The organism is Truepera sp., from assembly GCA_032027045.1.
Taxonomy (GTDB): Bacteria; Deinococcota; Deinococci; order Deinococcales; family Trueperaceae; genus JAAYYF01.
Genome location: JAVSMU010000001.1, coordinates 429,311 through 453,970 on the forward strand (window position 1 = coordinate 429,311; position 24,660 = coordinate 453,970).

Consider the following 24,660-nt stretch of genomic DNA (forward strand, 5'->3'; position numbering starts at 1 on the left):
GCTATTCCCTTTCGACGCGGTAGAGCGCGAACGGGAGCGGGGCGAACTCAACGGGGAGGTCTGCGTCGTTGAGCATCTTCTGGGACACGAAGCGCGCGGGTGCGAAGACGACATGGCGACCCTCGCGTGTCTCGGCTATGCTCCTTGCCTTGGCGAGGGTGAGGGCGGCGTCGCTCGACTTCAGGTACTCCAGGTCCGGCTGATAGATGAGCCATACGTGGACCCCGGCGGCTTCGCCCAGGTAGCCGTGACCCGGCTGACCCAGCGCATCTGCCTCTATGGTCTCTGAGGACAGTGGCGTGTTCGTGGCAGTGTGGAAGAGCACGCTCGCCAGCGCCTCAAAGGAGGGCAAGCTCTCACCAGTTAGCAGCCTGTCCATGTCGATAGGATCGCCAAGCGTGCAGTAGGTAAACGTACCGCCAAGACCTTCTGCTTTCTCCTCGACCTTTTTCTCCCCAGTAACAACCAACTCTCCGTTAGTCACCGACTTCCGGATCGTGTCATAGCTGGGGCCATAGGCGTTCTCAAGCCCTTCTACTTTCTCTAACAGCCTGCTGGCTTGTTGGAACTTTGTCCATGTGATCTTCTCGCGAAGTAGTTCGTCGCGCTGAGTCCCGGTAAAAGAGTAGCCGTTGATGACCCGGCGGACTCGCTCGGCAGTCAGCTGATCGGCGTAGTCCTCCATTTCGACCAGGATGAACTTTCGGCTACCCTGGTCCTTCGCGTTTTGAGCGAGGACTGCATGGGCCGTAGTTCCTGATCCGGCAAATGAGTCAAGAACTAGCGCTTCTGGGTTCGGAAGGAGCTGCAGAAGCTTCTCCACCAAGGCAACAGGTTTTGGGAAGTCAAAGACGTTCCCGCCCATGATTTCTGTAACAGTTTTTCGGGCCAAGTCCATGTTGAGATCAGCGTCCAACCAAATGGTCTTGGGTTTCGTCCTTGTTTCCTTTCCTTCTTCATCTGCAAGATAGTCCTTGCGAAAGACCCGCCAGCCACCTTGTGATGACTGACGCCCGACAACTAAGTGGTTTTCGCTTCGTATCTTTGGAATACTCCACGTCCAGCAGGTGGGATTTCCAGCTGAGTCGAGCGGCAAGGCTTCCTCGCTGTGCTCTTCGTCGCGGTTTGGTGACACCTCGCCGGTGTGGGGATTTATGTACAGAGGGAAGTAGAGGTTTGGCCGTGTCTTGGGGTTGAAGGCGGAGTTGCGGTTTCGCAGCTCTAGTAGACGGTAGCGACCCTTGTCGTCCTCTTCGTTGTATTCAGCGAGCATTTTCTCGGTCTTGGGAATGCCAGTTAGCTCGGTTGCGCTCACGTCCTTGGCGAATATGAGTACGTACTCGTGGGTCTTGGCGAAGAACTGGTCTAAGTGCCGACCCTTCGGGTTGAGGCGAGCAATGATGCGACCGAGATTGTTTTCAGAACCGAAGATATCGTCGAGGATAAGTTCGAGTCGATGCCCCTCGTGCTCATCGATCGTGACGAACAGGATGCCGGTATCGGCAATGAGTTCGTGGAGGAGTTTCAAGCGCGGATACATCATTGCTGCCCACTTGTCGTGGCGCAGTCCGTCCTCGATCGTGATGGGGTTGCTGTTGAGCCACTCACGCAGCATGGGGCTGTTGACGTTGTCGTTGTAGCTCCAGCCCTCTTTGCCTGTGTTGTATGGCGGGTCGATGAACACGCAGTCCACCTTTCCGGCATACATGGGAAGGAGTGCTTTTAGAGCGTGCAAGTTGTCGCCGTTGATGATGAGGTTGTCATCGAGGCTGGCGTTGCCTATGCCCTTATCGGCGTGAACCACGAGCGGCCGGAACGGCACGCTTAGGTGATGGTTGTAGACGAACTCTTTACCTTTGAAGACTAGCTCCGGCACAACCGCACCCCTTCTGCCCGCCGGGCCATGACACTGCTTTGCGCGTCATGTAGGGTAACCCGCCTCGCCGGTCCTAAACCGATGGACGCGATCGGCTGGATGTACTCCTGGCTAGTCTCGCTGGCGTTGCAAGCGGGGGAAAACTTCTTAGTGTCATCGCCAGCCGTGCCACACGTGGGCCCGTAACGGAACCTTAGGAACGTAGAGTTCGTAGCTCACTCACCATGCCCATCTGCAATCTTCTGCCAAGTTCTTAGGCGGCAGCCGGTTGCGGCATTGCTGAGTGTTCCGTTGTCGGCGTCCTAGACGCATCGTCGTGACAAGACGTGACGAACCTCTTTCCATTCACACACGAGCGGTCGTTGTCTCAAACCCCATGCCGCCCGCCTAGGGCGAGTACTACTCGCTTTAGGCGCCCTAGATCTCTGGGGTCAGTGCATGCCGGGCGGGAGGATTCCTGAAGCATTCTTCTTTGCGGATCCAGCCTACTTTCGTCAGTTTTGTCAGCAGCAAGAGACCTTACAGAGGCCGGCGCTTGTTGGATCGCCTTCGACAGAAGCACTGGAGCCTAAGCCTTTGGTACGGCTCAAGGACTTTCCAGGCTACGACCCGGAGGGGCATCCGATATGGTGGCAGTGCCTGCTCACAACCTAGTTAGGCGGACCATGGGACAGCCGACGCAGTCATCGCGTAGAGATGCAAAGGTAGGGTCACATAGATGTTGTCAATGAAGCAGTATCACAAGGCGCTCCTACTTGGCGGTGTCCTGTCGCTTGCAGTTGTAGTAACTGGCTGCTCCGCCGCCTTGCCTCCCGATGCTCAAGGACCCCTTTGGGAAGAAGTGGTCAAGGGTGAGCGGGCGAACGCGGCGCGTGGAGGTTGGACCGGGATAGGGCTGATCGTTGTCGGTGTGTTGATGATGGTGGGGTCTATTTTCCCGGATCTGGACCTCATGGCGAGAGTCGGCATCCCGTTCATAAGCTTTTTGGGCATCACAGTGAGAACTTCGATACCAGTTGGTCTTGCTTTCGTCGCCCTTGGGGTGTGGCTCATCAACAAGACGCAGTACACGGTCAGGGTCTCTACTGGGGAGCCAGAAAAAGCCGAGAGTAGGGGCCGAGGGAAGAAGAAGTAGGTGGGGTCCTTCAAAGTCGACCGTACAGCTTATGTACAGCTTATCGGACGATATCGGATGCGCCGCAGCGATTCATTGCAACATCACATGGCGCCGAAACCGCGTCCAGGAGCACGTTCTGGACTCAGGCGGTTTCGGCCGTCACGTGCTGCTTGCAGATGGCATTCAGAAGGTCAGGGGTTCGAATCCCCTCGGCTCCACCACAAGAGTTAGCGTCCTAGACGCAAGAGGAGCCCCGGCAAGAGGCCGGGGCTATTTTGTGGGGCTTAGCGATCGGGTTTACTGCCTCCGAAACCCTCAAGCACGGTCGGAAACAGCTTAGGCACCCGGGCTGGGTAAACGGCAGCATGAGACGGCGGCTAATCTGGGCGACGCCGAAGGTTGCGGTGCTCGGCTTCGGGGAACGGGGTCACGGAACAGCGAAGGCGCGGAGCACCCGGAAGTCGCGACCTCCTGCTATCTCCGTCGGACACCTGCAACGTGGGTATCTCGTGGGGTGCGGGACCGGAGCATGTCCAACACGCTCCCCTCATAGCGCTTCCTCAACAGCATGATGAGCGCCAGAGCCAAGACCGGATTGGCGAGCGTCCACACTCCCAGTGGCGTTATGCCCAGGAGGAAGACGATGCCTCCCCAAAGACCCCACCGAACGCGCTCGCCCTTACTGAGGATGAGCAATCCAACGCCGATCTCGTAAGCAGCCGCCAGGAGGCCGAAAAGCGCCGGAGCGAGCACTACCACGTGCTCGAACGCCCAGCGGTAGAGCGGAACGACAGGTGCGTCCGTGCCCAACGCAACGAACTGCGCGGGGTTGGTCAAGACCAGCACGCCGTTGACGCCGAGCGCCATCACCAGGAAGTAGAGGCCGACGAAGAGGCGACCGGCATCAGGCTTCAGCCAGCAAAGGAGCAAGACGAGCAGGCTGAATACGAGAAAGACGATCATGGGCGTCATGATCATCACCTCGCCGTCATGAACCGGCGAACGCAGCCGAGGGCCAACGTTGCCACAGGATGCTGAACAAGATGCCAAGGCTGATGACCATGCCCAGCACCAGCCACGGGTGCCAGAACAGGCCCAACAAGAGGAGCGAGGCACCAGCTGCGACGCCCCCAAACACCAGCCAAGCACCGTGAAGGAAAGGCACGCCGAGCACGCCAAGGCCCGCCAGTACGAAGCCGACCGCCGTAATGACTACGAGTATGAGCCCGAGGACGCGAAGATTGCCCCCGCCGCCTGCGAGCAACCAGGAGTGGCCGAGTTCGAAGGGCCACGTCTTGGCGTCAGCCGGCCTCGGAGAGAGGTACGAGGCGTGGATGAGGCCATGAGCGACGAGGAACAGCGCGAACAGGCTACGCCACATAGGATCCTCCAGCGCAGATAACGGTTGCGTTCCGGACAGGCTTGTCCCCGTCAGACTAGGGTGTGGCAAGAGTTGGCCCAAGAAACGGCTGAACGTGCGACGTCAACCACCTCCCGTTCTTGCCGAGGAGTCATTGTCGTGAGGATGACGGCTGGAGCCTGGATTGCTGTGAACCAATATCTGCGCGGGTTCACCGGGCTGCAGGGCGGCGAGCGGAGCGTCCAACGATGGCGTCCTCGCGGGCAGGCCTCGCGACCTGATCCCTAGCGAAATGGTGGAGCTACAGGGCAGCGGCAAGAAGTGGCGAAAGTCCCTACCTCCAGACCCTACCGTCCGATTCGCGTGGCTTGTCCTGGCCACCCATACCAGGGTGATTTCGCAGCTCCGACTTGGCAGCAAGGTGAAGGGCGATAAGAAGGGCCAACGAAATTCGCATGAGCGCCTTAGATGGATCAGGTATGGCCGGGGAACCCCTCACCGACAGTGTAATTTGCCAATTGCCTACAAGGTCGGCTCAATCAAGATTGCCCGCAACGCAAGCAGCAGGAACCAGAATGTGGGGTGACCATGAGCACGAGCAAGGCCAAGACCAAGAGCGAATACCCGCAGACCGACGTCGAACTCACGTCCGAAATACTCGCGCGGCTCTCCGATCCGCCCTCGAAGGGAGCGAAACCGGTGTCGTAGCAACCGGTCGCCATGCCATCAGCGGCTCCAACGCCGTCCAAGACCTGATTGACGCCTACCGGTCGGCCGTCATGGAACAGGCCATCGACGACATGCCTCGGGCCGTCCGCGAGCAACACGACCACAGCCTCAGGGATTCCGCGGCAACCCTTGGTATCAGCCGCGGCCGCGCCCACCAGCGCGAGCACCCCGACGTCAACTCGCGCTTCGACACGCTCCAAAGCTTCCAAGCACCTACGGGTGAACCGTCCGCGTAGGACCGGTCCCCAGGGCTCCGAACCAGAAGATCCTCATCGCCGAACCACCCGACGACGGTCACCCCGACCCAGACCCCGCTTACTAAGGCATCCGAACGCAAGACGGGGTCACGTGGCCCGGCGCCTGAGCGTCGTGTGCCGCCCTGAACTATGCTGCGCGAATGCCGGAACCAGACGTCGCAGTCGACCTACCTGCGCTGATCGCCGATCACGCGAGCAGCGGCTTCAGCCCGAGCGGCATGGTCGCCATCGCCAAACGCGGCGAGGTCGTGCGCTTCGAACCTTGGGGGCAGGACGGCTACACTCCACGCTCTCTGTTCCGCGTCGCGTCGTGCACCAAGAGTTTCACGGCCCTGGCGCTGCTCATCTTGCGCCGCGCCGGCCGGTTGAGTCTGGACGACGAGATCGCTCTACACCTGCCGGAGTTGACCACAGAGGCGGACGGGGCTTGGCCCGTGCTGCGCCTAAGGCACCTCATGAGCATGTCGGGCGGTCTGGCCACCGACAACCCGTGGGGTGACCGGCAGGAGTCGATAGGCCGTGAGCAGCTCGCCGCCTGGATGAAGGGCGGTTTGAGGCTCATGTTCGCCCCGGGCAGCGCCTACGAGTACTCCAACCTCGGCTATGCCTTGCTCGGCGAGGTCATAACGCGAGTTAGCGGGCAGGACTACCGACAGTTCGTGCAGCAACGCATCATCGAGCCGCTGGCGCTTCAGGACACCAAGTTCGCCGGCAACGGGCCGGACTCCGTGGTGCCGAGTTATCACCGCGAGCCGCTCCTTCCGGGCCGGCCGGGGGGCTGGGCGTGGCACGAGCAGTCCACGCCGGGAGCGTTCTCTCCCATGGGTGGGCTGTACTCCAGCGCCCACGACATGGCGGCGTGGGCCAACCTGTTCCTGGAACGAGACGTGCCGGGCGGGGTCGGTTTCACGCCCGCAGACCTACTGGAGGCGCAGCAGACACAGTGCTTGATCGGCAGTGATCGGGCGGAGGCGCCGCTCGGCGGGCTGGTGACCACCAGCTACGGCTTCGGCCTCAAGATCGAGCGATACGCCGAGCACGGCAAGCTAGTGTCGCACGCGGGCGGTTACCCGGGCTTCACGGCGTACATGTGCTGGCACGAGGAGTCGGGCCATGCGGTCATCGCTTCGGCCAACGGGAGTCACTCCGCGGCGCCGGCGCTGGCGCGGAAGGTGATGCTGCGTCTCGTCGCGCAAGAAGGGCCGGCAGCCCAAAGCCCAGCGCCTTGGGGGGAGACCCTGACGGCTGTTGCCACCCTGGAGGACCTCGTCCGCTCCGTTGGCCACTTGGGCGCGGGAGCGTTGATCGAGCGGTTCCAAGCCGTGTTCGCGGAGAACGTGGAACTGGACTTCCCGCTGGCCAGGCGCGTCGATTACTTGCAGCAGGCGCTCGTGAGCCTGGGCGCTGTGCGCCCGGCGGGTCAGGCCGAGCCGCCCGTATGCGAGCAGCCGTGCCGCGCCAGGTGGCATGTGCCTACCGAGTTGGGTCGTCTGGAGCTCTTCATCGAGCTTATGCCGGTGGCGCCGTTCGCGGTGCAGACCTTCTCCGCCGTGGCCGTCCGCGGGAGCAGTAGGGTGCTGCTCTTTTGAAGCCACGGATCATAAGGGGTGCCGCTCGGCGCCTCGGGGTTGCGCGGCCGTTGCTCCACGGAGGAGCGGCGCCCTGGACGCCAAGAAGGTGGCGCCTAGGTCAACCCGGGTAGCGCCTCGAGGAACCGCGTCGTCAGTTCGGGATCGAACTGCTTGCCCGCCTGGGCCGCCAATTCGGCAACGGCTTCCTCTTGAGTCCACGCTCGCTTGTACGGCCGCTTGCTCCTAAGGGCGTCGTAGACATCCACCAGGCTGAACATCCTCGCCAGGAACGGGATTTCCTTACCCGCAAGTCTTTCCGGATAACCGTTGCCATCCCACCGCTCGTGATGACTCCTTACGAGCTCCCGCGTCTGGGTGGGCAGGAACGGGATATCCCTGAGCATGTCGACCCCGAAGAGGGTGTGCTTCCGGATGACCTCGAACTCCTCCTCCGTCAGCCGACCCGGCTTCAGAAGAAGCGCATCCGGTACAGCGATCTTGCCCAAGTCGTGCAGATACGCTCCCCAGACGAGCGCCTGACTCTCCTCCCTGCTGAGGCCCAACGCCTTCCCGAAATGCTTGGCCAGCTTGACGACCCTGTCGGTGTGTCCCCGGGTCTCGAGGTCGCGGAACTCGAGGGCGACGCCTAACGAGCGGAACGTCGCTTCGCGGGTCGACCTGATCTCGTCCAAGTGCTGGGCGCGCTCGAAGGCGTTCTCGAGGCGCTTTGCGAAGCCGCCGGCGATGCGGATCATGTTGTCGTCTATCGAGGCGTGACGGTCGATGGTGGCGAAAGCTATCGTGTGGACCACTCGTCCACCCTTGCGGATCGGCAACGCCAGCATGGAGCGCACGCCCGTCTCGGCATAAGGTTTGAAGCTCAGCGGCCACGACGGGTAGTCCTCAACGCCCAAGGGCTCCCCGGTCGCGGCCACCCGACCGTTGACGCCGGCCCCCAACGGTTGAGGAGCTCGGATTATCCGGGCGATCTCGGCGGCGTTCTTGCCCAAGACGCGCGTGAAATGGACCTCGCCACCGCGGATCTCGCTGAACATGGCCGTGTCGAACCGAAAGGTCTGGAGGAGGCTCTTCGCCCCATGCTCGATGAGCGCATCGGTGTCGTGGATGGTCTCTATCTCCGCACCGAACTCGGCGAGCTCCTTGTAAGCAGCAAGAAGCCGCTCCAGGCTTCGCCTCTCCTCGCCGAGTGTCCGCTGCAGGTCGGCATGCTCGAACAGCGCCGAGAGAACATCGGCGAACAGCTGCGCGAACTCGCGGGCGTCATCGTCGAAGCCGTCCGAAGCCCGAGAGCCGCTGATGTTGAGGAACGCGACCGGCCTGCCCTCGACGTTCACGGAAACGTTGAGGTTCGCACGCGGCGCATCTTTCGCTGAGGGAGGGACGCGGCTCTGATCCCCCGTGCCGCTTCCTTTCTGGCTTAACTCTTCCGCCTTGAGGAGCAGACCGTCGAAGGCCTCGATCTCCAGGCCAACGGCAGCAACGGCTCTGAACCTGCCACCGTCCACCACCCAGAACGAACCCGCTTCCGCCCCCGGCACCATCTCGATGGCTGCTCCTATCAGGCGCTGGTAGAACCGATCGTCGATCTTCTGCCTGAGCGTCTGACCCAAGAACGTCGATAGAACGCGGTCGAAGTTGGCCTTCTTCAGCAGCTTCTCGGCTTCTTGCGGGGCGGCGGTAACCTCCAGCGCGACCCCCACCACGCCGATGATCGTGTCGCCCCCACCGCGCAGCGGGGAGAGGTTCACAAGATATTCACGCTGCGAGACGCTCATCATGTAGTCGGAGCTGATGCCCTCGAGCGCTTGCTTGTGCATCTCGATCGAGCCGGGCGGGAGACCCAAGGCCTGTTGAACCTCCGAAAGTGCCCGGCCGGCAAACGCCCCGTGCAACGACTCGGGCGTCGCCAGGTTCCCGCCGTGCCACGAAGTAACGCAAAGAGCGGTGTCCACCGTCCAGGTAGCGGCCGGTAGCCGAGTGATGATCAACTCGCCCGTCACGGTTCGATCCTAGGTGAAGCGGTCATCTAGCCTCCGCGCGAAGTTTCACTGCAGGTCGCCACTGCGTCGATCCTGCATACATACACCCGTGAGCAGGCGTGCAGCTAGCCGCACCGAGGCCGCCCCACGCGAACCGCTTGACAACGACTGTTGCAGGGCCGTATGTTTTCACAACAGAACGTGTACAATCCTGTGGACCCCGTCGATGGCTCACTGATAGTTCGACCTCGAAGACGCCCAAGTGGCGGAAGGAGCAACCGTATGAAGTGTTTCAGGTGGATCGCGATCCTAGCCCTGGTAACGGTCATTGGCAGCGCCAATGCCAAGTCGTTGTCGTTCGTGCTGGACAGTGAAAACAACCGGGCCGACGAGGCCCAGGCCATCGCCGCACAGTTACAAGAGATCGGCATCGACGTGCAGGCGCGCGTTTGGGAGTGGACCGTCCTCAAGGAACAACTCCTCGCGCACAACCGCGATGCCTACTTGACCGACTGGGGCAGCGCCTACTTCGACCCCTTCGACCTGGCCATCCCGAAGTTCGGGACCGCCGCTCGCGGGAACTACTCCGGGTACTCGAACGAGTTGGTCGACAAAGCGTTCGAGACCGCCTCCACCACCGTTGACGACGCTACGCGGGCCAACGCCTATCACGAGGCCCAGCGGCAGATCTTCAACGACGCGCCTTGGGCGTTCGGATACGTGCTGCAGACCATCGAGGCCGCTTCCACCAAGGTCAAGGGCTGGGCGCCTGCCGCCGACAACAGCGAGAACATGGCCGGCGTCAGCATCGAGGGCGGCGACAGCGTCGTCGTCGGCATGCGCACCAACGCGCTGGTGACGTTCGACCCCGCCATGTACCGGGACCGCGACACCGAAGCCGTGCTCAGGAACATCTACGATTCGCTGACGACTGCCTCGCGCGAGGGCCAGGTCGGCCCTGGTCTGGCGACCGACTGGCGCGTGGTGGACGACGTTACGTTCGAGTTCGACCTCGTTCCCGGAGTCACCTTCTCCAACGGCGAGCCCCTGACGGCCGACGACGTCGTCTTCACCTTCGGTCGGGTCCTCACCGAGGGCGCCATCGACGGGGCCAGCAGCCCCCGCGCAGGGCTGCTCGGGCCGCTCGATCACGTCGAGAAGGTCGACGACCTCACCGTCAGGTTCGTTTACCAGAAGACCTTCCCGCAGGAGCTGCTGCTTCAGGCGCTCACGCACTTCCAGATCGTCCCGCAGGACTACATCACCGAGGTCGGCAACGCCGGCTTCGCCAGCGCGCCCATCGGCAGCGGCGCCTTCACCTTCCTGCGGGGCAGCCTCGACTCTCAAGTGGTTCTCCAAGCCAACCCCAGCCACTGGCGTGGCGCTCCCAAGCTTTCCACCGTCGTGTTCCGCATGATGCCGGAACCCTCGACGCGCATCGCGGCCCTGTTGTCAGGCGAGATCCAGATCGCTCAGGCCATCCCACCCGACCTGGTTTCCCGCCTCACCGGAGCGCCGAACGTCACCGTGATGACGGCGTTGGGCACGCGCTCCTACCAGCTGGAGTTCGACGTCACCAAGCCACCCTTCGACGACGTGCGCGTCCGCAAGGCGATCAACTACGCCATCGACTGGGAGAGCATCCTCACGAACCTCTACCAGGGCTACGGTGAACGCCTCGCCACCGGGTTCCTCCCCAGCGGCTTCGGTTACGACGCCGACCTCGCTCCTTACCCGTACGATCCTGAGAAGGCGCGCGAACTCCTGAAAGAGGCCGGGTACGACGTCAAGTAGCATCTAGTTGGAGGGCGCAACAGACCTCCGAGCCGTCGCCTTACTGAAGTTCCAAGGAGTCGAATGCGCCTGCTGAAACTGCTAGAACGAGTGCTCTCCGCCATCCCGGTCGCGATCGGGGTGGCGGTGATCGCGTTCCTCTTCCTGCGCTTCCTGCCAGGCGACCCGGTAGAGATCATGCTGGGCGACACTCAGGTCACCCAGCAACAGATAGACAGCCTCAGGAACCAGCTCAACCTCGATGAGCCCCTCTACCGCCAGCTGTGGTTGTTCCTCACCGGTCTGGTCCAGGGCGATTTCGGCATGAGCTTCGTGAAGAACCAACCCGTCGTGAAGCTCATTGCCGAAACGCTTCCGGCCACGATCGAGTTGACCATCGCCTCCATCCTCTTCGCCATGCTCATCGCCCTGCCGGTCGGGATCATCAGCGCGCTGCGAGAGGGCTCGTGGCTGGACCGCACGGTCTTGTCGGGCGCGCTGCTAGGCGTAAGCATGCCGGCCTTCTGGTTCGGCTTGCTGCTGATCCTCCTGCTGTCCGTCGAGGCGCACCTCTTGCCGACGTCCGGCCGCATCAGTTCGACGCTGATGGTAGATCACCGTACCGGCTTCCTACTTATCGACTCGCTACTGGCGGGCGACTTCCGCGCCTTCCGTGACGCCGTCTCCCATCTGATCCTCCCCGCGCTGACCCTCGGAGTGGTGTTCTCCGCCGTCCTGGCACGCGTGGTGCGCGCCTCGATGATCGAGGCCCTGCATAAGGACTACGTCACCACGGCGCGCGCCAAGGGGCTCCGCGAGATGGCCGTCATCGTCAAGCATGCCTTGAGGAACGCCCTCATCCCCGCGCTCACGGTGGCCGGGTTGCAGATCGGTGAACTGCTCGGGGGCAACATGATCGTCGAGACGGTTTTCGCCTGGCCCGGCATGGGCCGGCTAGTGGTCAGCTCCATCTTCGCCCGTGATTACGTGGTGGTCCAGGTTGCCGTCATGCTGTACGCGTTCACGTACGTGGGCGTGAACCTCCTGGTCGACGCCCTCTACACGCTTCTCAATCCCCGAATCGCGTTATGACGCGCAGCCCTCGGATGATCGCCGGCACCGCCTCGCCCAGACCCCGACCGCTAGGTGCCGTGCTGGCGCTGGCGCGCCGGGTAGTGCGCACGCCCCTGGGCCTGATCAGCATGGGGGTGGTGGCGTTGTACATAGTCATGGCCATCTTCGCGCCGCTGATCGCCCCTTACGCGCCCGACGCGACCTCCCTCGGAGCACGGCTGCGGCCCCCGTCGTTGGAGCACCTGTTCGGTACCGACTCCCTCGGGCGCGACATCTTGAGCCGCACCATCTATGGCGCGCGAGTCAGCCTCATGATCGGGATGATCACGGTGGCGATTACCGCGACGTTCGGTACGGCCCTGGGCGCGTTCGGCGGCTATTTCCGCGGCGGGTTCGATGCCGTCACCGGGCGGCTGACGGAGCTGCTCCTGGCGTTCCCGTACCTGATTTTCGCCATCGGGATGATGGCGTTCTTGGGGCCCGGTTTCATGAACCTGGTGATAGCACTCTCGCTCAAGGGTTGGGTGGAGTTCTACCGCCTGGCGCGCGGCCAGACCCTGGACCAGGCCCAGCTCGAGTACGTGGAGGCATCGCGCGCACTCGGCCAGCGCGGCCTGCGTACCCTTTTCAGGGAGGTCCTGCCGAACGTGCTGCCCGCGACGGTGGTGCTGGCGACCCTACGCGTCGGCTACTTCATGGTGCTCGAGGCCTCGCTCAGCTTCCTCGGCGTCGGCATCCCTCCCAACATCCCGGCCTGGGGCTCGATGATCGCCGACGGCAGGAACGTACTGTTCATCGCCTGGTGGGTCAGCACGATCCCCGGCATAGCGCTTCTCATACTGGTACTTGCGATCAACCTCCTGGGCGAGCGCCTCCAGGAGATCTACGACCCGAAGCGAAGGGGCAAGCGATGAAGCCACGCATCGGCATCACCGTCCACATGGCGGAGCACTCGGAAGGCCGCAACCAAGCGGAGGTCAGGTTCTCACTCACCGCGCGTTACGCAGAAGCGGTGCTGGAGGCGGGCGGCCTGCCACTCCTTCTGCCGACTCACCCCGACTCCGCGGCGCCTCCGGCCGAGGTCGTGAGCATCGTCGATGGCCTGCTCTTGAGCGGTGGCGGCAGCCTCCCGCGCCAGTACTTCGCCGACAATCCCAACCCCAGCCTGCGCCAGACCAACCCGCTTCGCTTCGATGTCGAAGTGGCGCTGGTTCGAGCAGCCCGCGCCGAACGCCTGCCCATCCTAGGGATCTGCCGCGGCCACCAGACGATGCTGGAGGCCCTCGGCGGCGCCCCCGTCAGGAACCTAGATGCCGAGGCGGGCGACGCCGACCACTACCAGAGCCAGCCGAGCGACGTTACTACGCATGGGCTTCGGACCGTGCCCGGGTCGCGCCTGGCCGGTTGGCTTGGCGAGGAAACGCGCGTGAACAGCTTCCACCGCCAGGTCGTACAAGAAGTGCCGCCCGGCTGGCGGGTCGCGGCGTGGTCGGACGACGGGCTCGTCGAGGCGATCGAGGCCAGCGAGGGCTTCGCCATCGGCCTACAGTTCCACCCCGAGTGGCTGGAGCAGCGAGAGCCCGCGTTCCGCCGGATATTCGAGGCGTTCGTGGCGGCCGCCGCCGCTCGTTCGTGAGCGCGGCCCTGCCGCTCCCGTCAGTCCCGGTTGAAGTGTTGCCAGGCCTGCTCGGCCGCGGCCAGCCTCTCCGAGGCCTCCGGTAGGGCGGCCTCGACCAAGGTAAGCAGCACGTGGCTGACGCTTACGAGGGCCGTGTACGAGTCGAGCACGCCAGTGCTCCCGGTGTGGGCCCTGAGAATGCGTGCGCCGTGTGGAACGTTGTTGCCTGGGCTGGCATCGGTCAGCACCGTCACCGGCACCCCCGCCGCGGTCAGGTAGCGAAGTGTCCGCTGCACCTCGCGCGAATGGCGCCTGAGCGAGACCACGAGCACGAAGTCGTCGGAACCGAGGTCGAAGAGTTGGTCGACCGAGGCACCACCGGGCGTAGGCGCCGCATCGACCAGCTGGCGCATGGTGCGCAGGACCAAGGCCATATGCAGGGCTATCGGGTACGAGAAGCGCCGGCCGAACAAGACCACCCGTCGCCCCTTCGCCAGGCCCTCCGCGGTGGCCTCGAGCGCATCCTGGTCGAGGTGGGCGTAACTGCGCTGCAGGTTCCTTTGATCGCGGTGGTACACGGCCTGGACCTGGCGGCTCCCGCCGGCGCCGGGATCGGTGAGGACCAGGTCGGAAGGTGTCGAGACCACCTCCAGGTAGGCGGCGCGCGCCGCCTCCTGAAGCTCTGGATAGCCCTGGAAACCGACGTGCTGCGCGAAGCGCACGATGGTCGAGCGGTGAACACCAAGCTCCGCAGCAACCTCCGTGCTCGAGAGGTAGCCCCAGCGGTCGAGGTGCTCGAGCATGTGTGCAGCCAGCCGCCGCTCCTGGGGGGTCAGGGCCTCGGCGGTGTGGTCCAGTCGGTCGAGTATGGCCGCAGACTGATGGGCGGTCGGTGCGCCGGCGTTTTCGGCGTTCGTACCGGCGCCCGCGGCGTCCGCACCGGAGGCCGCGGCGTCCGCATCGGGCCCGTCACCTGGTCGCCCGGGAACTGCACCTTGTTCCGCGCCTCGTTGCCCGGGAGCTGCACCGCGTTTCTTCGATGTGCCCCGAGCGGCCTTGGGCTTTGACGCCATACCGCCTAGCCTAAAGGAATATCCACGTAGGGGAGTGGCAACTTCGACGCACCCGCGGGTGCGTCGAAGCAGGAGCCGACCGCGGCGCGACCGCGAATAGAATGTTCCCGTGGACGCTCGGGTCAACTTCATCACGCTCGCGGTGGCGGATCTCGGCGCCTCGCGGGCCTTCTACGTGGACGGGCTCGGCTGGGAACCCGCTTTCGAGGCGTCGGGCGAGGTCCTGTTCATCCGCCTGTCGCCAACGTTGGTCCTGTCACTCTGGCGAGCGGAGGAATTCGAGGATGAGGTCGGCGCCATACGCGAGGGACCAGGCGCGTCGCCCTTCACGCTCGCCCACAACGTTGGATCTCCGGCAGCGGTCGACGCAGCGCTCGCTATGGCGGTCGAGGCGGGCGGCGCCATCCTCAAGCCCGCAATGCAGCGCGACTGGGGCGGTTACTCGGGCTATTTCACCGATCCCGACGGCTTCGTTTGGGAAGTTGCATACAACCCCGGCCCTATCGGCGTGTCGCTGTTGCAGGCCACGGATCCGTACGAACCTCGGTAGCTCCCGGGCGCGAACGACGCCATCCGTGGCCTACTCCGGCCAGAGGGCCGCAACTCATACGAACGGGCGATATCCAGGCAGGGCGTTGAGCGTCTAAGCTGCATGAATGGTAGTGCCACCTACGGTTCCCGCGCGGGCCCTGCTCGAGGTCAGCCGGTTGCGGCGCGGCTTCGGGAACGTTCAAGCCGTGAAAGACGTGAGCTTCGAAGTGCACGCGGGGGAGACCTATGGCCTCTTGGGCCCCAACGGCGCCGGCAAGACGACTAGCATCTCGATGATCGCCGGCATCCTGAAGAAGGACGGCGGCACGGTCACACTGGACGGCCAACCCGTAGGCACGCGCACGGTGGAGGGTCGCAGCGGCATAGGCCTGGTGCCACAGGAGCTCGCCCTGTACCCCGACCTGACGGGGCGCGAGAACCTCGACTTCTTCGGGCGGCTGTACTCCCTCGGAGGCGCAGAGTTGCGCGCTCGCGGCAACGAGGTATTGGAGATGGTCGGCCTGAGCGACCGCGCCAACCAGTTGGTGAAGGAGTACTCGGGCGGCATGAAGCGGCGGCTCAACATCGCTGCCGGACTCATACACACGCCCAAGCTGCTCATCCTCGACGAGCCGACGGTAGGCGTGGACCCGCAATCTCGCAACGCCATCATGGAGAGCGTCGAGCGGCTCGCCGAGCGCGGCATGGCGGTGCTATACACCACTCACTACATGGAGGAGGCCGAGCGGCTCTGCGACCGCATCGGCATCATGGACGAGGGCCGACTGGTGGCCGAGGGCACCAAGAGCGAGCTGGCCGCCATCATCGGTGGCGACGACGTGGTGCGGGTGACCGCCGAGGGCGACCTGCAGGCGGGCGCCGAGGGGCTGGGCACCGTTCCCGGCGTGACGCGCGTGGACGTGCTCGAAGGCGGCCTGCAGGTCACCGCCAACGGCGCCGCACGCCTTTTGGCCAAGCTCATGCACGTCCTCGACGAGCGCGGCCTGACGGTCTCCAGCATCGATGTCACCGAGCCGGACCTCGAGGCGGTATTCCTCAGGCTCACGGGCAAGGCGCTCAGGGACTGACGGTGCGGGCGGCCCTCCTCATCGCGCTCAAGGACCTGCGGCAGCGGCTGCGGGATCGGTCCTTCTTCATCTTCGGGCTGCTGGCACCCCTCTCGATCGCCTTCGTCTTCAACCTCCTGATCGGCCCGCTTACGCAGGGCACCCCGAACGTGCCGGTCATCGGCTACGTGGATGCGGACGCAAGCGCCGCCTCGGCGGGAATGCGTGCCGTGCTCGGCGCGGCGCAGGACGCCGGCCTGATCACGTGGCGGAGCTTATCGGACGAGGACGAGGCCCGCCAGGCCGTGCGTGCCGGAGACGTCGGGGCCGCTGTGGTGGTGCCCGCCGGGTTCTCGGGGGCCCTGGGCAGGTCCGAGGTCACCGCTCTGGTCGTCACCTCCAACCGAGCCGACTACGCGGCCCGGCTGGCCGAGACGCTCACCGACTCGTACCTCGCCAGGGTGCGCGCCACCTCATGGGCGGTGGCGGCAGTGGGTGAGAAGGGCGGGGTGGCGTTGAGCCCCCTGATCGCAGCGCAGCTGGCCACGGCGCCGCAGCCGGTGCAGTTGGTCCAGCGTCCCACGTCGGCGCGGCAGCTCGACATGGTCACCTATTACGCCGCCGGCATGGCCGTGTTCTTCGTCTTCTTCATCGTGCAGATGGGCGTGGCGGGCCTCCTCGACGAGGAGAAGGACGGCACCATGACGAGGCTGCTCGTCGCCCCGATCGAGCGGCGGTCGATCATCGGGGGCAAGGTGTTGGGAAGCATCGTGATCGGGGTGCTCAGCCTGCTCGTGCTGTGGGGCGCGAGCACGGCGATCATGGGTGCCAAGTGGGGCCAACCCGTCGGGGTGCTGCTCCTGATCGTGAGTGTGGTGGCCGCCGCGGCCGGCGTGCTGATGGCCGTAGCGGGCGTCGCCAGGAGCGCGGAGGCCGCCGGCAACATGCAAGCTATCGTCGCCGTCGTCCTGGGCGCCCTGGGCGGCGTCTTCGTGCCACTGCCCGAGGGCGGTGGGGTGCTCTCGTACCTCAGCCGGCTGTCGCCGCATTACTGGTTCCTGCGCGGGCTGGGCGACCTCGCGGGCACGGGCAGTCCGGCGGGGGTGCTCATCGACGTTGCCGCCATCCTCGCGTTCGCGGCCCTGGCGGGCGGTATCGGCTGGGCGCTCATGGGGCGGAGGCTGGACCGATGACCAAGGTCTTCGCGCTGGGCCGAGTGAACCTCGTCAGGTTCTTCCGCGACCGCTCCAACTACTTCTTCGCCCTGCTCCTGCCCCTCGGCCTGGTCTTCGTGCTCGGCATGAGCTTCGGTGCCCAGTCGCGGCCCACCATCGGCGTGGTCGGCACCGGCGAGGTGGCCGAGAGGTTCTTTGAAGCGCTCTCCGAGAAGGAAGGGCTGGTCGTGACGCGCGTGGACGACGCCGGCGCCCTGCGAGACGGCGTGGAGCGCGGCCGGTTCGTCGTCGGCGTGGCGCTGCCCGCTGAGTTGGACGCCACCCTGGAACAGGGACTCACGGCGCAGGCCGAGCTGTACGGCAGGTCCGGAGGCGGGGGCGAGGGCTACCGCTTCGACGTCCTCTCGGCGCTGGACGAAGCTAGTGCGCCGGCCCTGGCGGCGGCGTACCTTGCGAAGCGCTACGAAGAGCCGATCGGGTCGGCCTTCGTCGCCATCGACGAGGCCTCGCGCAGGGTGCCGCCCGTCAACGTGAGGGTGTCTTCCGTTGACGAAGGCCCTGCCGGGTTCGGCTACGCGGCCTTCGGCGTCGCCGCCGCCAGCCAGCTCGTCCTCTTCGTCTTCCTCACGGGGCTCACCAGCGCCACCAGCCTGGTGGACAGCCGCAGGCTGGGCGTCAGCCACCGCATGCTCGCTTCGCCCACGAGCCCCGCCGTCATAGTGCTGGGCGAGGGTTTCGGGCGTTTCCTCGTGACGCTGTTCCAGGGGCTCTACATCGCGGTCGCCTCGGCGCTCCTCGTCGGCGTGGTCTGGGGCGACCCGCTTGGGGTCTTCGTCATCCTCCTCTGCTTCGCCGCCGTGGCGGCGGGCGCCGGCACCCTGATCGGGGCCATGTTCTCGAGCAGCCAGCAGGCGTCCGGCGTGGCGATCATGGCGGGCCTGCTGCTCGCGGCCCTGGGCGGCTGCATGTTCCCGCTCGAGCTCTTCGGCCCGACCATGCGGTCCGTCGCCAACGCCGTGCCCCACGCGTGGGCCGTCGACGCCCTGAACGTCCTCATGCGCCAGGGCGGCAACTTAGCGACCGTGCTCCCCAACGTGGGCGTCCTGCTTGCGTTCGCCACAGTACTGTTCGCCCTGGCCGCGTGGCGACTTCGCGTCGGGCTCACCAAGGGTTGAGCGAGGGTTCCGGCTCGGGTGTCGACAAAAGGTCGGCTAGACGCGGCTCACAACTCCATGACGGTGTCCAACCCTCGGGCCAGCCCCAGAAGGGTCCCCACCCGCCGAACGGCCAACAGCGCACCGTCGACGTAAGGCTCCGCAGACGCTCCGGCGTCCTGTCGGATGCTCAGTCGCTGGCCGGGCAGGCCGAATATCACCTCGACCCCCACGGTGTAGCCGGGCAGGCGCACCGAGTGGACCTGGGCGCCACCTATCGTCGCGCCACGCGCCTCCCTCTCGCCCACGGTCCGGCTGACCGGGATAGCAGGATCGTTGCGGCCGGCGGCTCCAAGCCTCGCTGCGAGCTCGCGCGCAGTACCGCTGGGCGCGTCCTCCTTGGCCGCCCCCGCGTAATCGATGACTTCCCAGTGAGGTATCAGCCTGGCGGCGGTCTCGGCGAACTTCTGCAGTAGAACGACGGTGAGGGAGAAGTTGCCGACCGCGAGAACGCCGCGGTCGGCGGCCCTGGCTGCCGCGTCGATCTCGGCATAGTCCTCGTCCGTCAGGCCCGAGGTGCCGACCACCACGTGAGCCCCATGCGCCAGCGCGGCCAGGACGTTGGCCTTCGCCACCTCGGGCTTGGTGTACTCGACGAACACGTCGCAAGCGCGTTCGTTTAGCGCCTCGGCAGCACTGGCAAAGACGGTTGCTGCCAGTCCCGGCTCGTCCAACGCCTCGCCAAGTGACCTCCCGGCCGCCGACCGCGACACCGCGGCCACGAGCTCGATGTCGTCGGCTCTCGCCATCCCTCTCGCCAGGGCCGAGCCTGCCCACCCGGTGGCTCCTGCCAAGCAGACTCTGATCTTGTCCATGGAGTTCAGACTAACGCGGCCGGGTCCGTTGCCCTTAGCGGCCATGGGCCACTTCCAGGCCGGCCGCCGAATCTCGTACCCGCGCCCGGCCTCGTGCTTCGCGTGCTAACACACGGCGGCTTGCCCGTAACGGGTAGAGTTGCAAGCTGGTGAGCGAGGCGCGGCGTACAGCGCCCTTCGGCGCCCACCTCCCAGACGACGCGGCTCCCACGGGTGGCGTCCAGCTAAGGATTAAGGGAACAGATGAAGCAATCCTTCCCGCTCGGAATACTACTGGCGCTCGCGTCGGCCGCCGCGTTCGGCACCTCCGGCTCGTTCGCCAAGGGCCTGTTGGCGTCCGGCTGGACGCCGGCGGCGGCCGTCACGTGGCGGGTGGCCATCGGCGCCCTGGCGCTGGTCGTTCCCGCCGCCCTGACCATGCGCGGCCGCTGGCAGCTGCTGCGGCGGGGTTGGCCCACCGTGCTGCTCTTCGGGTTGATCGCCGTGGCGGGTTGCCAGCTTGCCTACTTCCTCGCCGTCGAGCGCCTCTCCGTGGCCGTGGCACTCCTCCTCGAGTACCTGGGACCCGTGCTGGTCGTCGGGTGGCTGTGGTTGCGGCGCGGTCAGCGTCCACGGCCGCTCACGGTCGTGGGTGCGGGCTTGGCGATCGTCGGGCTCGTCTTCGTGCTCGACGCGTTCGGAGCCATTTCGGTGGACCTCGTCGGTGCGTCCTGGGGCATCGTTGCCGCCTTCGGGTTGGCCACCTTCTTCGTTATCTCGGCCGACAACAGCCACGGGCTGCCCCCGCTGGTCGTAGCGGCCGGGGGCCTGATCGTCGGCGCACTGGCCCTGTTGCTCGCAGGCGCCGTGGGGCTTACGCCAATGCGCTGGAACACCGACGTCGTGTTGCTGGCCGGCGTGGGCGTGCCGTGGTGGCTGGACGTCGCCGGCCTGGGCCTGATCGCCGCCGCCTTCGCCTACCTCACGGGCGTGTTCGCGAGCCGACGCCTGGGTTCCAAGCTCGCCTCGTTCGTCGGCCTCTCCGAGGTCCTCTTCGCCGTCCTATGGGCCTGGTTGCTCCTGTCGGAGCTGCCAAGGCTGGTGCAGCTCGTCGGCGGGCTACTCATCCTGGCAGGCGTCACGCTGGTCAAGCTCGACGAGCGGCCGAGGCCGTTGCCCCGCGCCTTTCCGGCGGTAGAGCCCTTGCCGGCGGTAGAGCCCTTGCCCGCCGTGCAGGCGTCGGCTGAGGGGCCGCAGGCGACTACCCCGCAGGCTACTGCCCCGCAGGCGCCTGCCCTCCGCCGATGAGGCACGAACGCCCCACGGGCCGCGCGCGCGAAGGTGCGCTCGCGCCGTCGGCCCCGGCCCTCCGCCGATGAGCCTGCTCCAGAAGCTCATCGGGGCGGGCCTAAGGCCTTACATCAAGCGCCGGGCACGCGGGCTCACTGTCGAGCAGGTGGCCGTGAACCTAGGGACGTCTCGCGACGAGCTGTTGCCGCGCATCATGCGCGCCACCGACACACCCGGCAACCGCGAGGCGCTCAACCACTGGGTGGGCATCGAGCGTTGGAGCCAGAGCCGCCTGCGTGTGGCCCTGGGAGCACCGTTCGTCGAGGACCGCTACGCCGGCTACCGCATGCCGGCCGCCAGCACGCTAGCCGAGCTTCAGGCCGGATTCGCCCGTGCTCGCGAGGAGTCCATCCAACTCGCGCGGGAGTTCGCTCGGTTGGGCGTCGATCCCAGCACGTCGGTGAGGCACAACGACCTCGGCGACCTGAGCGTGACCGAGTGGTTCACGTACATCGAAGATCACCCCCGGCGCGAAGTCTTCAGGTTGAAGGGGCGCTGAGGGTTCTTCTCGACCGCCCTTGCCGCTGGACCTGCCATGAGCCACCGGTGCTAGATTGTGTGAGAAAGCCCACCACCTCGCACTCGTCTCGAAAGGTAGGTCCCCCGATGCCCTGGTTAAACCCAAAGCGCGCGCTGTTCGTTCTCGCCGCGCTTCTGCTCGCCGCCCCGGCCCTGGCGCAGGACACGCCCGTCAAGGGCGGCACCGCCATCGTCGTTCTCGGATCCGACCCCGAGCACCTCAACCCGGGCATCAGCACCAGCTACCCGGTGGGCGCCGTGGGCGCCAACGTCTTCAGCGGCCTGGTACGCCTTGCTGCTAGCGGCCGCCCCGAGGGTGACCTCGCCGAAAGCTGGACCGTGTCGGACGACAACCTCACGTACACCTTCAAGCTGCGGCAGGCGAACTTCCACGACGGCACCCCGGTGACCAGCGCCGACGTCGTCTACTCCATGGTCGAGATAGAGGCCCCGAATCACGGGCGCTTCAAGACCGCCTACGACAAGATCGCCTCGATCGAGGCCCCGGACGCCGAGACCGTGGTCATCACGCTCAAGGAACCGTACGCGCCGCTCTTGAGCCTGCTCTCCGTGTTCGACGCCCCCGTGCTGCCGAAGCACCTCTACGAGGGCACCGACCCCCTCACCAACGCGGCCAACAACGCCCCCGTCGGCAGCGGCCCCTTCAAGTTCGCCGATTGGGTGCGCGGCGAGCGCGTCGAGATCGTGCGCAACGACGACTACTACCTGGAACCCGCCCTGCTGGACAAGCTCATCTTCCGCATCGTGCCGCAAGACGTTGGGCGCTCCACCGCGCTCGAGGTCGGCGAGGCAGACCTGCTGTGGGGCTTCTACATGCCGCCCGCCGATCTCCCGCGCCTGGCCGCCGACAAGGACATCAACACCTGGACGGGCATCACCATCCCCGCCCTCTACTTCGTCTTCATCAACACCAACACGCCCGGCCTCGACGACGCGCGCGTGCGCCAGGCCATCATGTACGCGGTCGACCGCGACCAGGTCGTCGAGCAGGCCCAGGGCGGCCTCGGCCAGGCCGGCTCGGGCCCCTTCGGCGCCGGCTTCCCCTACGCCTACGATGAGGCGACCGACTACCGCACCCTCTACCCCTACGACCCGGCGAAGGCCAAGGAACTGCTCGCCGAGGCGGGCGTCACGGGCCTCAAGCTGCGCTACGTGTACGACTCCGCACGTGGCGCGTTCGCGGCCGCCGGCGACATCATGCGCGACCAGCTCAAGCAGGTCGGCATCGACCTCGTGCTGCAGCCGGCCGAGCGCGCCGTCATGGTCGACCGCGTCTACAAGGGCGACTATGACCTCAGTATGCAGTCGTTCACCTCGGGCGGCGACCCGGCCATCGGCTACCACCGCATCTACCACAGCGCGGAGCCCGGCACGCCGTTCGTGAACGCCACCGGCTACGCCGACCCCGACGTCGACTCGTGGCTGGCCGAGGCCGGCGGCCTCGCAGACCAGAACGCGCGCGCCGTTTACTACCACCTGCTCGACGAGAAGCTCTCGAAGGACGTGCCGGTGATGGTCATGTTCGACGAGCTGGCGTCCGAGGCCTCCTCGGCCAACCTGCGGGGGATGCGCACGCTCCTCGACCAGCGCGACGGCCTCGAGTTCCTCTGGTTCGCGAAGCCGTGAGAAAGGTAGGGCACTAGCTCCGAGGTGGCGGCAGAGGGCGGAGGGAGCGGCCTAGCGCTTTACGCGCTGCGGCGGGCGTTGAACGCCATCCCCCTGATCCTTGGGGTGGTCGTGGTCAACTTCGTCCTCATCGCGCTGGCGCCCGGCGACCCGGTCACCTCCCTGATAGGCGAGTACCCGGCGCCACCCGAGTACGTCGAGCGCGTGCGGCACGACTTCGGACTCGATCGCAGCCTCCCCGAGAGGCTCGGGCTCTACCTGGTGAACGTGGCGAAGGGGGACCTGGGGTTCTCCTTCGCCAACCGCCAGCCCGTCCTGGACCTCCTGTTGCAGAGGCTGGGCCGCACTCTCATCCTCATGCTCAGCACCGTCGTGGTGGCAACCACGGTCGGCCTCGTTCTCGGCGTGCTGGCGGTTCGCAAGCCCGGCTCCCTCACCGACCGCGGTGCAACCGGCTTCGCCCTGCTGGGTTACGCCGTACCGGAGTTCTGGCTCGGGCAGCTGCTCATCCTCGTCTTCGCCGTCTCGCTCGGCTGGTTGCCGGCGGGCGGCTTCAGGAGCGTGAGGGTCGAGTACACGGGCCTGGCCGCGGTGCTCGACACCCTCAAGCACATGATCTTGCCCATGGCCGCGCTGTCGTTCAGGTACATGGCCATCACCACGCGCCTGACGCGCGCCTCACTGCTCGAGGTCATGAGCTCGCAGTACATCGTCGCGGCGCGCGGCCGAGGCCTCTCCGAAGCAGCGATCCTGTGGCGGCACGCGCTAAGGGCGGCGGCCCTGCCCGTCGTCACCGTGATCGGCTACAACTTCGCCTTCATCGTGGCGGGGTCGGCACTGGTGGAGACGGTCTTCGGCTGGCCCGGCATCGGGCGGCTCATGTACGACTCCATCTACACCCGTGACTACCCGGTGCTGCTGGGAATCCTGCTCTTCGTGTCGGTCACGGTCATCATCGTCAACCTCATAACGGACGCGCTCTACGCCGTCCTCGACCCCCGGGTGAGGTACTGATGGACGACGCCGCCAGGGCCGAGGCCATGAGCGTGGAGTCGAGCGTCGGCCGCTCCAACGCCTCGGCAGGGTGGCGACGCTTCAGGCGCAGCAGCTCGGGAGTCTTCGGCCTGGCGGTGGTGGCGCTGTTGCTGCTCACTGCCATCTTCGCCCCCGTGCTGGCGCCGTTCGATCCTCACGCCACCTCGCGGGCGGCGTTCACCGCCCCGTTCGGCGCGGAACACTTCCTCGGCACCGACAACCTGGGGCGCGACGTCCTCAGCCAGGTCATCTGGGGCTCGCGCGTGTCCTTGATAGTAGGGCTCGCCGCCGCGGCCACTGCCACCATCATCGGCGTGTTGGTCGGCGCCCTCGCGGGCTACCTGGGCGGCTGGTTCGACGAGCTGCTCATGCGCGTCACGGAGTTCTTCCAGGTGATCCCGCGCTTCGTCCTGGCGCTCATCGTGGTGGCGTTCTTCGGTTCGGGCCTCGTGAACCTCATCCTGGTCATCGGCCTACTGAGTTGGCCCCAGACGGCACGGTTGGTGCGCAGTCAATACCTGAGCCACAAGACGCTGCCGTACGTGGACGCGGGGCGCGCCCTCGGCATGCGCAACGCGCGGATCATGTTCATGCAGATCCTCCCCAACGTCATGGGGCCGGTGCTGGTGGTGGCGTCCCTCGACGTGGCGCAGGCCATCCTCCTCGAGGCCAGCCTCGGCTTCTTCGGCCTGGGCGATCCCAACCTCACGAGCTGGGGTGGCATGCTCAACAGCGCGCAGACCTTCATCCGCCGCGCGTGGTGGATGAGCGTGTTCCCGGGCATCGGCATCACGCTGGCCGTGCTCGGCTTCAACCTCTTCGGAGACGGCCTCACCGAGGCGTACGACCCCCGCATGGCGCCGCGGTGACCGCCGAGTCC

General features: G+C 65.7%; 22 protein-coding genes. 16 read left to right on the top strand and 6 right to left on the bottom strand.

All coding sequences use genetic code 11. The features are described from left to right. Window position 1 precedes the first annotated feature (1 nt). Entirely contained in the window at window positions 2-1,876 is a 1,875-nt protein-coding gene (locus tag ROY82_01870) for a site-specific DNA-methyltransferase (protein MDT3681213.1), read from the bottom strand. Between the two features lie 727 nt (window positions 1,877-2,603). Between ROY82_01870 and ROY82_01875 the strand changes: the two genes are divergently transcribed. Then, complete coding sequence (locus ROY82_01875; GenBank protein ID MDT3681214.1) at window positions 2,604-3,011, top strand: hypothetical protein; 408 nt, start codon at window positions 2,604-2,606, stop codon at window positions 3,009-3,011. A 456-nt stretch (window positions 3,012-3,467) separates the two neighbouring features. Here the strand turns inward: ROY82_01875 and ROY82_01880 are convergent, their stop codons facing one another. Both ROY82_01880 and ROY82_01885 read right to left on the bottom strand, forming a co-directional pair. Further along, complete coding sequence (locus tag ROY82_01880) at window positions 3,468-3,956, bottom strand: hypothetical protein (protein MDT3681215.1); 489 nt, start codon at window positions 3,954-3,956, stop codon at window positions 3,468-3,470. Between the two features lie 25 nt (window positions 3,957-3,981). After that, window positions 3,982-4,374, bottom strand: a complete 393-nt coding sequence (locus ROY82_01885; protein MDT3681216.1) for a hypothetical protein — start codon at window positions 4,372-4,374, stop codon at window positions 3,982-3,984. Between the two features lie 758 nt (window positions 4,375-5,132). On the opposite strand from ROY82_01885, the gene ROY82_01890 reads away from it, so the two are divergent. Further along, window positions 5,133-5,318, top strand: coding sequence for a hypothetical protein (locus ROY82_01890; GenBank protein MDT3681217.1), 186 nt, complete (start codon window positions 5,133-5,135; stop codon window positions 5,316-5,318). Window positions 5,319-5,479: 161 nt separating this feature from the next. After that, on the top strand, window positions 5,480-6,928 hold the full coding sequence (locus tag ROY82_01895) for a serine hydrolase domain-containing protein (GenBank protein ID MDT3681218.1): 1,449 nt from the start codon (window positions 5,480-5,482) through the stop codon (window positions 6,926-6,928). Window positions 6,929-7,023: 95 nt separating this feature from the next. Here the strand turns inward: ROY82_01895 and ROY82_01900 are convergent, their stop codons facing one another. Continuing rightward, entirely contained in the window at window positions 7,024-8,931 is a 1,908-nt protein-coding gene (locus ROY82_01900; GenBank protein MDT3681219.1) for an HD domain-containing phosphohydrolase, read from the bottom strand. Between the two features lie 261 nt (window positions 8,932-9,192). Here ROY82_01900 and ROY82_01905 point away from each other — a divergent pair, with 261 nt between their 5' ends. From ROY82_01905 to ROY82_01920, 4 genes are all read left to right on the top strand, one after another. Beyond that, a complete protein-coding gene (locus ROY82_01905; protein MDT3681220.1) occupies window positions 9,193-10,704 on the top strand; it encodes an ABC transporter substrate-binding protein in 1,512 nt (503 codons plus the stop codon). Between the two features lie 63 nt (window positions 10,705-10,767). After that, complete coding sequence (locus tag ROY82_01910) at window positions 10,768-11,775, top strand: ABC transporter permease (GenBank protein ID MDT3681221.1); 1,008 nt, start codon at window positions 10,768-10,770, stop codon at window positions 11,773-11,775. Further along, window positions 11,772-12,671 carry an ABC transporter permease gene (locus ROY82_01915; protein ID MDT3681222.1) on the top strand — a complete coding sequence of 300 codons (900 nt, stop codon included), beginning with the start codon at window positions 11,772-11,774 and terminating at the stop codon, window positions 12,669-12,671. The genes ROY82_01910 and ROY82_01915 overlap by 4 nt, the downstream gene beginning before the upstream one ends. Then, window positions 12,668-13,393, top strand: a complete 726-nt coding sequence (locus tag ROY82_01920) for a gamma-glutamyl-gamma-aminobutyrate hydrolase family protein (protein ID MDT3681223.1) — start codon at window positions 12,668-12,670, stop codon at window positions 13,391-13,393. The genes ROY82_01915 and ROY82_01920 overlap by 4 nt, the downstream gene beginning before the upstream one ends. Window positions 13,394-13,413: 20 nt before the next feature. Here the strand turns inward: ROY82_01920 and ROY82_01925 are convergent, their stop codons facing one another. Continuing rightward, window positions 13,414-14,580: a MurR/RpiR family transcriptional regulator gene (locus ROY82_01925; GenBank protein MDT3681224.1), complete on the bottom strand. Its 1,167-nt coding sequence runs from the start codon at window positions 14,578-14,580 to the stop codon at window positions 13,414-13,416. Between ROY82_01925 and ROY82_01930 the strand changes: the two genes are divergently transcribed. The 4 genes from ROY82_01930 (at window position 14,558) to ROY82_01945 (ending at window position 18,396) form a co-directional block, all read left to right on the top strand. Further along, window positions 14,558-14,998, top strand: coding sequence for a VOC family protein (locus ROY82_01930; protein MDT3681225.1), 441 nt, complete (start codon window positions 14,558-14,560; stop codon window positions 14,996-14,998). The genes ROY82_01925 and ROY82_01930 overlap by 23 nt on opposite strands. Before the next feature lie 106 nt (window positions 14,999-15,104). Beyond that, window positions 15,105-16,067, top strand: coding sequence for an ABC transporter ATP-binding protein (locus ROY82_01935; protein ID MDT3681226.1), 963 nt, complete (start codon window positions 15,105-15,107; stop codon window positions 16,065-16,067). 2 nt (window positions 16,068-16,069) lie between these two features. Next, window positions 16,070-17,239: an ABC transporter permease gene (locus tag ROY82_01940; protein ID MDT3681227.1), complete on the top strand. Its 1,170-nt coding sequence runs from the start codon at window positions 16,070-16,072 to the stop codon at window positions 17,237-17,239. Beyond that, window positions 17,236-18,396 (top strand): ABC transporter permease, encoded by a 1,161-nt coding sequence (locus ROY82_01945; protein ID MDT3681228.1) that lies wholly within the window; start codon window positions 17,236-17,238, stop codon window positions 18,394-18,396. The genes ROY82_01940 and ROY82_01945 overlap by 4 nt, the downstream gene beginning before the upstream one ends. A 47-nt stretch (window positions 18,397-18,443) precedes the next feature. Here ROY82_01945 and dapB read toward each other — a convergent pair whose 3' ends face one another. Next, window positions 18,444-19,250, bottom strand: a complete 807-nt coding sequence (dapB, locus tag ROY82_01950; GenBank protein MDT3681229.1) for a 4-hydroxy-tetrahydrodipicolinate reductase — start codon at window positions 19,248-19,250, stop codon at window positions 18,444-18,446. Window positions 19,251-19,493: 243 nt separating this feature from the next. Between dapB and ROY82_01955 the strand changes: the two genes are divergently transcribed. The 5 genes from ROY82_01955 (at window position 19,494) to ROY82_01975 (ending at window position 24,649) form a co-directional block, all read left to right on the top strand. Then, window positions 19,494-20,537, top strand: a complete 1,044-nt coding sequence (locus ROY82_01955; GenBank protein ID MDT3681230.1) for a DMT family transporter — start codon at window positions 19,494-19,496, stop codon at window positions 20,535-20,537. 67 nt (window positions 20,538-20,604) lie between these two features. Next, window positions 20,605-21,078: a hypothetical protein gene (locus ROY82_01960; protein MDT3681231.1), complete on the top strand. Its 474-nt coding sequence runs from the start codon at window positions 20,605-20,607 to the stop codon at window positions 21,076-21,078. Window positions 21,079-21,185: 107 nt separating this feature from the next. After that, complete coding sequence (locus tag ROY82_01965) at window positions 21,186-22,745, top strand: ABC transporter substrate-binding protein (protein MDT3681232.1); 1,560 nt, start codon at window positions 21,186-21,188, stop codon at window positions 22,743-22,745. A 24-nt stretch (window positions 22,746-22,769) separates the two neighbouring features. After that, window positions 22,770-23,759 carry an ABC transporter permease gene (locus tag ROY82_01970; GenBank protein MDT3681233.1) on the top strand — a complete coding sequence of 330 codons (990 nt, stop codon included), beginning with the start codon at window positions 22,770-22,772 and terminating at the stop codon, window positions 23,757-23,759. Continuing rightward, window positions 23,759-24,649, top strand: coding sequence for an ABC transporter permease (locus tag ROY82_01975; protein ID MDT3681234.1), 891 nt, complete (start codon window positions 23,759-23,761; stop codon window positions 24,647-24,649). Before ROY82_01970 ends, ROY82_01975 begins: the two co-directional genes overlap by 1 nt. Window positions 24,650-24,660: the final 11 nt, after the last annotated feature.